Origin of the sequence: Promicromonospora kroppenstedtii DSM 19349, from assembly GCF_000515355.1 — a bacterium.
GTDB lineage: Bacteria > Actinomycetota > Actinomycetes > Actinomycetales > Cellulomonadaceae > Promicromonospora > Promicromonospora kroppenstedtii.
Genome location: NZ_KI911710.1, coordinates 150662 through 160270, shown reverse-complemented (window position 1 = coordinate 160270; position 9609 = coordinate 150662). Strand labels below are relative to the sequence as shown.

Below are 9609 nucleotides of genomic sequence, written 5' to 3'. Positions count from 1 at the left end.
GCAGCCGCGCCACGTCACGCACCGCGCCACGGTCGGCCGAGGTGGCCAGGGCCGCGTACGCCTGCAGCGCCGGCGACACGTAGCGGTCGCGGGCGACGGGCTGCCACGGCCGCTCCGAGGACTCCATCTTGGCTCGCCGCTCGGCGAGCACCTCGTCCGGCACGTTGATGTGGATCTTGCGGGTGTCGACGTCGATCTCGATCTCGTCGCCGTCCTCGACCAGGCCGATGGTGCCGCCGGCCGCCGCCTCCGGGGACACGTGCCCCACGGAGATGCCGCTGGACCCGCCGGAGAACCGGCCGTCCGTGATCAGGGCGACCACCTTCCCCAGCCCGCGGCCCTTGATGTAGGAGGTCGGGTAGAGCATCTCCTGCATGCCCGGCCCGCCCGACGGGCCCTCGTACCGCACGACCACCACGTGCCCCGGCTCGACCTGCTTGGTCAGGATCTTCTCGACGGCCTCGTCCTGCGACTCGCACACGAGCGCCTTGCCCACGAAGTGGAACACGTCGGGGTCGACGCCCGCCGTCTTGAAGACGGCGCCGTCCTCGGCGAGGTTGCCGCGCAGCACGGCCAGCCCGCCCTCGACGGTGTAGGCGTGCTCGACGTCGCGGATGCAGCCGCCGGCCCCGTCGGTGTCGAGCGACTCCCACTGGTTGTTCGTGGAGAACGCCTTCGTGGTGCGCACGCCGCCCGGGGCGGCGTGGAACAGGCCGAGCGCCCGGTCGGTGGCCTTGCCGCCGCGGATGTCCCAGTCGTCGAGCCACGCGCGCAGCGTGGGCGTGTGCACGGAGGTGACGTCGTGGTCCAGCAGGCCGCCGCGGTCGAGCTCACCCAGCAGAGCGGGGATGCCGCCCGCCCGGTGCACGTCCTCCATGTGGTAGTCCGGGTGGTTGGGCGCCACCTTGGACAGGCACGGCACGCGGCGGCTGATGTCCTCGATGTCCGCCAGCGTGAAGTCGACCTCGGCCTCCTGGGCCGCGGCCAGGATGTGCAGCACCGTGTTGGTCGAGCCGCCCATGGCGACGTCCAGCGCCATGGCGTTCGAGAACGCGGCCTTGGTGGCGATCCCGCGGGGTGCGGCCGAGTCGTCCTCGTCCTCGTAGTACCGGCGGGCCAGGTCGACGATGGTGCGGCCGGCCTCCAGGAACAGCTCCTTGCGGGCGGCGTGCGTGGCCAGCGTCGAGCCGTTGCCCGGCAGCGACAGGCCGAGGGCCTCGGTGAGGCAGTTCATGGAGTTCGCGGTGAACATGCCGGAGCACGAGCCGCACGTGGGGCACGCGTTCTCCTCGACCAGGCCGAGCGCCGCGTCGTCCACGTTCTCGTCCGCCGAGTAGTTGATGGCGTTGATCAGGTTCAGCGGGGTCTTCGCGACGCCGTTCGCCACGACGGCCTTGCCGGCCTCCATGGGGCCGCCCGACACGAAGATCACCGGGATGTTCAGCCGCAGCGCGGCGTTCAGCATGCCGGGCGTGATCTTGTCGCAGTTGGAGATGCACACCAGCGCGTCGGCGGTGTGCGCCTGCACCATGTACTCCACGGAGTCGGCGATGAGGTCGCGGCTCGGCAGCGAGTAGAGCATGCCGGCGTGGCCCATGGCGATGCCGTCGTCGACGGCGATGGTGTTGAACTCCTTGGCGACGCCGCCGGCCTCGCGGATCGCCGAGGCCACGAGATCGCCCATGTCCTTGAGGTGTACGTGCCCCGGTACGAACTGCGTGTACGAGTTCGCGATCGCGATGATCGGCTTCCCGAAGTCCTCGGAACCCATGCCGGTGGCGCGCCAGAGCGCACGGGCTCCGGCCATGTTGCGGCCGTGGGTGGACGTCCGGGAGCGCAGGGGACGACTCATGACTGTTCAGCTCCTTCGATGCTGGGTGGCCGTGCGCGATGCGGGCGAACGGCCTCGTCACGCTACCTCCGCTCCCCCGGGTCCGACAGCGAGCGTCCACAGGGTGACCCTCGTGGCGCGGGCTTTGCCCCTGTCTGAATTTCGCCCGGTGCCGTACCGTCGTAGCAGGGGGTCGCAAGGACGCGGTCCCCGCCGTGCACTCGATGGAGGTTTCCGATGCGGGTGACAGAGGCATTGCGGCGCAAGGGCGGCTCGGTGGTCACCATCTCCAGGGACCGCAGCGTGCGTGACCTGCTCGCCCTCCTGGCCCGGCACCGGATCGGCGCGGTGGTCGTCTCCGACGACGGCGTCGGTGTCGACGGGATCGTCAGCGAGCGTGACGTCGTGCGCCGGCTGCACTCGGACGGCGAGGGCGTGCTGGACGGCCCGGTGGACGCGATCATGACGGCCGCCGTGCACACCTGCGGCCCCGACGCCACGCTCGACGAGCTCATGCCCGTGATGACGGAGCACCGGGTACGGCACGTGCCGGTGGTCGTGGACGCGCGGCTCACGGGGATCGTGAGCATCGGCGACGTGGTCAAGCACCGGATCGCCGAGATACAGGCCGAGCGGGACCAGCTGACGGAGTACATCGCGGGCGGGTCGTAGCCCTCCCGGCGTCGGTCGCCGGGCCGCCGGCCCCGAGAGACCACGACGGGCCGCACGGCGCTCCGCCGCACGGCCCGTCCTGTCTCGTCAGCGCGCGCTCAGCCCTGCAGCGCCCGCCACTCGTCCTCGAGGATGCTCATCACGATCGCGTCGGCCCACGTGTCGCCGTCGCGATAGACGTCCCGCAGCCGCCCCTCCTGCCGGAACCCGAGCGACTCGTAGAGCGCCTCGGCGCGCGGGTTGATGCTGAGCACGTCCAGGCTCACCCGGTGCAGGTGCGGGCCCGGGTCGCTCTCGACCCCCTCGAACGCGAACCGCAGCACCTCGTCGATGGCCTCCCGGCCGTAGCCGCGACCGCGGTAGTTCGGCAGGAGCTGAAGCCGCAGGTTCGCCGAACCGACGGCCTCGTCGAGGTCGTTGAGCACGATCTCGCCGATCATGTCGTCGCTCACCGGCTTGCCGTCCCGCATCGCGGCCGGGCAGATCGCCCAGTCGTACCGGCCGGGCCGGTCGCTGACCGTGCGAGCCCACTCGTCGATCTGGTCGCGCGTGAAGACGGCCGTGGTCCCCGTCAGGCGGGTACCCTCCGGGTCCTGGACGGCCTCCCACAGACGCTCCGAGTCGCGAGCCTCGATGGGCCGCAACCGGGTCATGTCGCCGTGCAGGAGGGGCCCGCGGGTCACCGGCCCTGCCTCACAGCCCGCGCCGTCACTGGCCGATCCGATCCAGCACCAGCTCCCGGACACGCTTGGCGTCGGCCTGGCCCTTGGTCGCCTTCATGACCGCGCCGATGATGGCGCCGACCGGCCCCTGGTTGCCGCCGCGGACCTTCTCGACGATGTCCGGCTGAGCCGCCAGCGCCTCGTCGATCGCGGTGAGCAGGGCGCCGTCGTCGGACACGACCTCGAGGCCGCGTGCCACGACGACCCCCTCCGGGTCGCCCTCGCCGGCAAGGGTGCCGTCGAGCACCTGACGGGCGATCTTGTCGTTGATGCGGCCGGACTCGACCAGGCCCTGCAGCTGCGCGATCTGCGCCGGGGTGACCGACAGGACCTCCAGCGCGACCTCGTCCTGCTTGGCCCGGCGGGCCAGCTCGCCCATCCACCACTTGCGGGCACCGGCGGCGCTGGTGCCCGCGGCGACGGTCGCCTCGATCAGGTCGATGGCACCGGCGTTGACGACGTCACGCATCTCGGCGTCGGCGTAGCCCCACTCGCCCTGGAGCCGGCGCCGGCGCGCGGTCGGCAGCTCCGGCAGCGCGGCGCGGATCTCCTCGACCCACTCGCGGCTCGGGGCCACGGGCACCAGGTCGGGCTCGGGGAAGTAGCGGTAGTCCTCGGCGTCCGACTTCACGCGGCCCGACGACGTGGTGCCGTCCTCCTCGTGGAAGTGGCGCGTCTCCTGGATGACCGGGAGGCCCGCGTCGAGCACGCCCGCCTGGCGGGACACCTCGTAGCGGACAGCGCGCTCGACCGAGCGGAACGAGTTCACGTTCTTCGTCTCGGTGCGCGTGCCCAGGGGCGACTCCGGCGTCGGGCGCAGCGACAGGTTCACGTCCGCGCGGACGTTGCCGCGCTCCATCCGCGCCTCGGACACGTCGAGCGCCCGGAACAGGTCGCGGAGGGTCTGCACGTAGGCCCGCGCGACCTCGGGGGCACGGTCGCCGGCACCCTCGATGGGCCGCGTGACGATCTCCACCAGCGGGATGCCGGCACGGTTGTAGTCCACCAGCGAGTACTCGGCGCCCTGGATGCGGCCGGTCGCGCCGCCCACGTGGGTGTTCTTGCCGGCGTCCTCCTCCATGTGCGCGCGCTCGATCTCGACGCGGAACACGGCGCCGTCATCGAGCTCGACGTCGATCCAGCCGTCGTAGGCGATCGGCTCGTCGTACTGCGACGTCTGGAAGTTCTTCGGCACGTCCGGGTAGAAGTAGTTCTTCCGCGCGAACCGGCAGCTCTCGGCGATGGTGCAGTTCAGCGCCAGGCCGATGCGGATCGCGTACTCGACGGCCTTGCCGTTCACCACCGGGAGCGCCCCCGGCAGCCCGAGGCTGACGGGGGTCACCTGGGTGTTGGGCTCGCCGCCGTAGGCGACCTCGGCCGCGCAGAACATCTTGGTGAGCGTGCCCAGCTCGACGTGCACCTCGATGCCGAGCACCGGGTCGTAGCGGCGGACGGCGTCCTCGTAGCTGACGAGGCCGGTCGTGGTTGCGGCGGTCATCGGGCAAGCTCCGTGGTCTTGAGTTCGGGTGCCTTGTTCAGGAGGGGACCGCCCCAGCCGCTCTCGAGGGCTGCCTCGAGGGCGGCGCCGACGCGGTACATGCGGTCGTCCGCCTTGGCGGGGGCCAGGATCTGGAAACCGACGGGCAGGCCGTCGTCCGACAGGCCGTTCGGCAGGGACATGCCGGGCACGCCCGCGAGGTTCGCGGGGATCGTCGCGACGTCGTTGAGGTACATGGCCAGCGGGTCGTCGAGCTTCTCACCGAACTTGAACGCCGTGGTGGGCGCCGTGGGCGAGACGAGCACGTCGGCCTTCGCGAACGCGGCCGCGAAGTCGCGCTGGATGAGCGTGCGGACCTTCTGCGCGCTGCCGTAGTAGGCGTCGTAGTACCCGGCCGACAGTGCGTAGGTGCCGAGGATGACGCGGCGCTTGACCTCGTCGCCGAAGCCGGCGCCGCGGGTCGCGCCCATGACGCGCTCCGCGGTGACCGGGCCCTCGGCGGGCTCGACGCGCAGGCCGAACCGCATGCCGTCGAACTTGGCCAGGTTGCTGGACGCCTCGGCCGGCATGATCAGGTAGTACGCGTCGAGCGCGTAGGTGAAGCTGGGGCAGGACACCTCGACGATCTCGGCGCCCAGCGTCCGCAGCTGCTCGAGCGACTCGTCGAAGCGGGCGGAGACGCCGGCCTGGTAACCCTCGCCCGAGAGCTCCTTGACCACGCCGACGCGCAGGCCCTTGAGGTCACCGGTGGCGCCCTGGCGAGCAGCCGCGACGACGCCGGGGACGGGCTCGTCGATCGACGTGGAGTCGTGCGGGTCGTGCCCGCCGATCAGCTCGTGCAGCAGCGCCGCGTCGAGCACGCTGCGGGTCACGGGGCCCGCCTGGTCGAGCGACGAGGCCATGGCAATGAGGCCGTAGCGCGAGACGCCGCCGTAGGTGGGCTTCACGCCGACGGTGCCGGTCACCGCGCCGGGCTGGCGGATGGAGCCGCCCGTGTCGGTGCCGATCGCGAGCGGCGCCTCGAAGCCGGCCACCGCTGCGGCGGACCCGCCGCCCGAGCCGCCGGGGATCCGGTCCAGGTCCCAGGGGTTCTTGGTGTTGCCGAACGCGGAGTGCTCCGTCGAGGAGCCCATCGCGAACTCGTCCATGTTGGTCTTGCCGAGGATCGGCAGGCCCGCGGCCTTGATGCGCTCCACGAGGGTCGCGTCGTACGGCGGGACCCAGCCCTCGAGGATCTTGGAGCCGGCGGTGGTGGGCAGGCCCTTCGTCACCACGACGTCCTTGACCGCGATGGGCACGCCCGCGAGCGGGTGCAGTTCCTCGCCGGCCTGACGCCGCGCGTCGACGTCGGCGGCGGTCGCCAGCGCCTCCTGTGTGGCGACGTGCAGAAACGCGTTCAGGTCGCCGTCGACGGCAGCGATGCGGTCCAGGTGGGCCTGCGTGGCCTCGACGCTGGTGAGGGTCTTGTCGCGCAGCGCGGACGCAAGGTCGGACGCGCTGAGCCGGGTGATGTCGTTCGTCATGTCGCTGGTACCCATCTCACTCTTCGCCAAGGATCTGCGGGACCGCGAACCGGCCGTTCTCCTGCTGCGGCGCTCCGGCCAGGACGTCCTCGACCGGCAGCGGGGCCTCGGGCACGTCGTCTCGGAACACGTTCGTCAGCGGGAGCGGGTGGCTCGTGGCGGGCACGTCTGCGGTGGCGACCTCGCTGATGCGAGCGATGGACTCGACGATCACGTCGAGCTCGCCGGCGAGGCGGTCGACCTCGTCCGTTCGCAGATCGATCCGTGCCAGCGCAGCCACGCGCGCGACCTCGTCACGGGAGATGGTGGACATGGCCGCCAGTCTAGTCGCCGGAGGGCGTTCGATCTCCCGCATCCGCGGCCGCCGGGTGTGAAATCTTCCCGGAAACTGCCCGGGAATGCAGGTAGGGGGTGGAGCGACAACCCCGTCAAGGATTATCACTCCACCCCCTCCTGGGAATGGTTGTCCGGCGGCGTCCTACTCTCCCACCCCGTCACCAGGGCAGTACCATCGGCGCTGTGAGGCTAAGCTTCCGGGTTCGGAATGGGACCGGGCGTTTCCCCCACGCTATGACCACCGTAACACTATCGAGAACAGGCAACCCCCACACCCACCATCACCAGTGGGAAAAAAGAGGGGCTGGTGCCCGTGACTCGGGAACCGCATAGTGGACGCGTAGCACAACAAAGAATCTTCTTTTAACTCATATGAGTGTGGTTGAGAAGTTATCGGCAGGTTAGTACCGGTCAGCTCCACAGGTCTTCAGTCCCTGCTTCCACATCCGGCCTATCAACCCAGTGGTCTGCTGGGTGCCTCTCACACACAAGGTGTATGGAAACCTCATCTCGAAGCAGGCTTCCCGCTTAGATGCTTTCAGCGGTTATCCCTTCCGAACGTAGCCAACCAGCCATGCTCCTGGCGGAACAACTGGCACACCAGAGGTTCGTCCGTCCCGGTCCTCTCGTACTAGGGACAGCCCTTCTCAAGTTTCCTACGCGCGCAGCGGATAGGGACCGAACTGTCTCACGACGTTCTAAACCCAGCTCGCGTACCGCTTTAATGGGCGAACAGCCCAACCCTTGGGACCTACTCCAGCCCCAGGATGCGACGAGCCGACATCGAGGTGCCAAACCATGCCGTCGATATGGACTCTTGGGCAAGATCAGCCTGTTATCCCCGGGGTACCTTTTATCCGTTGAGCGACGGCGCTTCCACAAGCCACCGCCGGATCACTAGTTCCGACTTTCGTCCCTGCTCGACCTGTCGGTCTCACAGTCAAGCTCCCTTGTGCACTTGCACTCGACACCTGATTACCAACCAGGCTGAGGGAACCTTTGAGCGCCTCCGTTACATTTTAGGAGGCAACCGCCCCAGTTAAACTACCCACCAGGCACTGTCCCTGATCCGGATCACGGACCGAGGTTAGACATCCGAAGCGATCAGAGTGGTATTTCAACAATGACTCCACCCGAGCTGGCGCCCGAGCTTCACAGTCTCCCACCTATCCTACACAAACCGCACCGAACACCAATACCAAGCTATAGTAAAGGTCCCGGGGTCTTTCCGTCCTGCTGCGCGTAACGAGCATCTTTACTCGTAGTGCAATTTCGCCGAGTTCGCGGTTGAGACAGCGGAGAAGTCGTTACGCCATTCGTGCAGGTCGGAACTTACCCGACAAGGAATTTCGCTACCTTAGGATGGTTATAGTTACCACCGCCGTTTACTGGGGCTTAAATTCTGGGCTTCGCCGAAGCTAACCCGTCCTCTTAACCTTCCAGCACCGGGCAGGCGTCAGTCCGTATACATCGTCTTGCGACTTCGCACGGACCTGTGTTTTTAGTAAACAGTCGCTTCTCCCTGGTCTCTGCGGCCCTCCCCGCGTCCCCCAGCAAGTGGGTTAACGGTTCAGGCCCCCCTTCTCCCGAAGTTACGGGGGCATTTTGCCGAGTTCCTTAACCACGATTCACTCGATCGCCTTAGTATTCTCTACCTGACCACCTGAGTCGGTTTAGGGTACGGGCGGCTAGTCCCTCGCGTCGAGGCTTTTCTAGGCAGCATAGGATCACCAGATTCCCGCATACACGGTCACTATCAGCTCTCACCCTCAATGACACCCGGATTTGCCTAGGTGTCGGGCTACAACCTTGGACGTGGACAACCATCGCCACGCCTGGCTACCTTCCTGCGTCACCCCTGTTAACACGCTTACCTACTACCGGATCAGGTCCCACGCCTCCTCCGCGATGTCACCCGAAGGCAACGGTGCGGACTTGGGATGGTTAGTATCACCGGACTCGGTATGGGCGGTACTTCGCCGGTAGGAGAATATCAACTCCTTGTCCATCGACTACGCCTGTCGGCCTCGCCTTAGGTCCCGACTTACCCAGGGCGGATGAACCTGGCCCTGGAACCCTTGGTCATTCGGCGGACGGGATTCACACCCGTCATTCGCTACTCATGCCTGCATTCTCACTCGTGTAGGCTCCACCGCTGGATCACTCCGCGACTTCACTGCCCACACGACGCTCCCCTACCCACCCACACACCTGAACACACAGAACAAGTCTGGTGCTGGGCTTGCGATCAAACGCAATGTGAGTGCCACGGCTTCGGCGGTGTGCTTGAGCCCCGCTACATTGTCGGCGCGGAATCACTTGACCAGTGAGCTATTACGCACTCTTTCAAGGGTGGCTGCTTCTAAGCCAACCTCCTGGTTGTCTGTGCAACTCCACATCCTTTCCCACTGAGCACACGCTTAGGGGCCTTAGCCGGTGATCTGGGCTGTTTCCCTCTCGACCACGGAGCTTATCCCCCGCAGTCTCACTGCCGCGCTTGCACTTACCGGCATTCGGAGTTTGGCTGACGTCAGTAACCTGGTGAGGCCCATTAGCCATCCAGTAGCTCTACCTCCGGCAAGAAACACGCGACGCTGCACCTAAATGCATTTCGGGGAGAACCAGCTATCACGAAGTTTGATTGGCCTTTCACCCCTAACCACAGGTCATCCCCCAGGTTTTCAACCCTGGTGGGTTCGGTCCTCCACGCCGTCTTACCGGCGCTTCAACCTGCCCATGGCTAGATCACTTCGCTTCGGGTCTAGACCCGGCGACTCAAACGCCCTATTCGGACTCGCTTTCGCTACGGATACCCCACACGGGTTAACCTCGCCACCGAGCACTAACTCGCAGGCTCATTCTTCAAAAGGCACGCCGTCACCCCTACCAAGGAGGCTCCGACGGATTGTAGGCACACGGTTTCAGGTACTATTTCACTCCCCTCCCGGGGTACTTTTCACCTTTCCCTCACGGTACTTGTCCGCTATCGGTCACTAGGTAGTATTTAGGCTTAGCAAGTGGTCTTGC

General features: G+C 67.0%; 6 protein-coding genes, 1 rRNA gene and 2 other annotated features. Of the genes, 1 reads left to right on the top strand and 6 read right to left on the bottom strand.

Features of this window, described 5'->3' with window-relative positions:
• On the bottom strand, window positions 1–1852 hold a 1852-nt coding region (gene ilvD, locus PROKR_RS20065; RefSeq protein ID WP_036966257.1), incomplete at its 3' end, for a dihydroxy-acid dehydratase.
• 216 nt (window positions 1853–2068) lie between these two features.
• Between ilvD and PROKR_RS20060 the strand changes: the two genes are divergently transcribed.
• A complete protein-coding gene (locus PROKR_RS20060; RefSeq protein WP_036966254.1) occupies window positions 2069–2503 on the top strand; it encodes a CBS domain-containing protein in 435 nt (144 codons plus the stop codon).
• Window positions 2504–2601: 98 nt separating this feature from the next.
• Here the strand turns inward: PROKR_RS20060 and PROKR_RS20055 are convergent, their stop codons facing one another.
• The 5 genes from PROKR_RS20055 to rrf all read right to left on the bottom strand — a co-directional run bounded on the left by PROKR_RS20055 (window position 2602) and on the right by rrf (window position 6828).
• A complete protein-coding gene (locus PROKR_RS20055) occupies window positions 2602–3186 on the bottom strand; it encodes a GNAT family N-acetyltransferase (protein WP_036966251.1) in 585 nt (194 codons plus the stop codon).
• A 25-nt stretch (window positions 3187–3211) separates the two neighbouring features.
• Complete coding sequence (gene gatB, locus PROKR_RS20050) at window positions 3212–4723, bottom strand: Asp-tRNA(Asn)/Glu-tRNA(Gln) amidotransferase subunit GatB (RefSeq protein ID WP_036966248.1); 1512 nt, start codon at window positions 4721–4723, stop codon at window positions 3212–3214.
• A complete protein-coding gene (gene gatA / locus PROKR_RS20045; protein WP_036966245.1) occupies window positions 4720–6261 on the bottom strand; it encodes an Asp-tRNA(Asn)/Glu-tRNA(Gln) amidotransferase subunit GatA in 1542 nt (513 codons plus the stop codon). The genes gatB and gatA overlap by 4 nt, the downstream gene beginning before the upstream one ends.
• Before the next feature lies 1 nt (window position 6262).
• Window positions 6263–6559: an Asp-tRNA(Asn)/Glu-tRNA(Gln) amidotransferase subunit GatC gene (gatC, locus tag PROKR_RS20040; protein ID WP_036966242.1), complete on the bottom strand. Its 297-nt coding sequence runs from the start codon at window positions 6557–6559 to the stop codon at window positions 6263–6265.
• A gap of 152 nt (window positions 6560–6711) precedes the next feature.
• Window positions 6712–6828: ribosomal RNA gene (gene rrf, locus PROKR_RS20035) — 5S ribosomal RNA — on the bottom strand.
• Window positions 6829–6975: 147 nt separating this feature from the next.
• Window positions 6976–7848, bottom strand: a sequence feature (23S ribosomal RNA rRNA prediction is too short).
• Between the two features lies 1 nt (window position 7849).
• Window positions 7850–9491, bottom strand: a sequence feature (23S ribosomal RNA rRNA prediction is too short).
• Window positions 9492–9609: the final 118 nt, after the last annotated feature.

Coding starts and splice junctions, on each gene's coding strand:
- PROKR_RS20060 (WP_036966254.1), top strand. CDS start 2,069: ATGCGGGTGACAGAGGCATTGCGGCGCAAGGGCGGCTCGGTGGTCACC.
- gatB (WP_036966248.1), bottom strand. CDS start 4,723: ATGACCGCCGCAACCACGACCGGCCTCGTCAGCTACGAGGACGCCGTC.
- gatA (WP_036966245.1), bottom strand. CDS start 6,261: ATGGGTACCAGCGACATGACGAACGACATCACCCGGCTCAGCGCGTCC.
- gatC (WP_036966242.1), bottom strand. CDS start 6,559: ATGTCCACCATCTCCCGTGACGAGGTCGCGCGCGTGGCTGCGCTGGCA.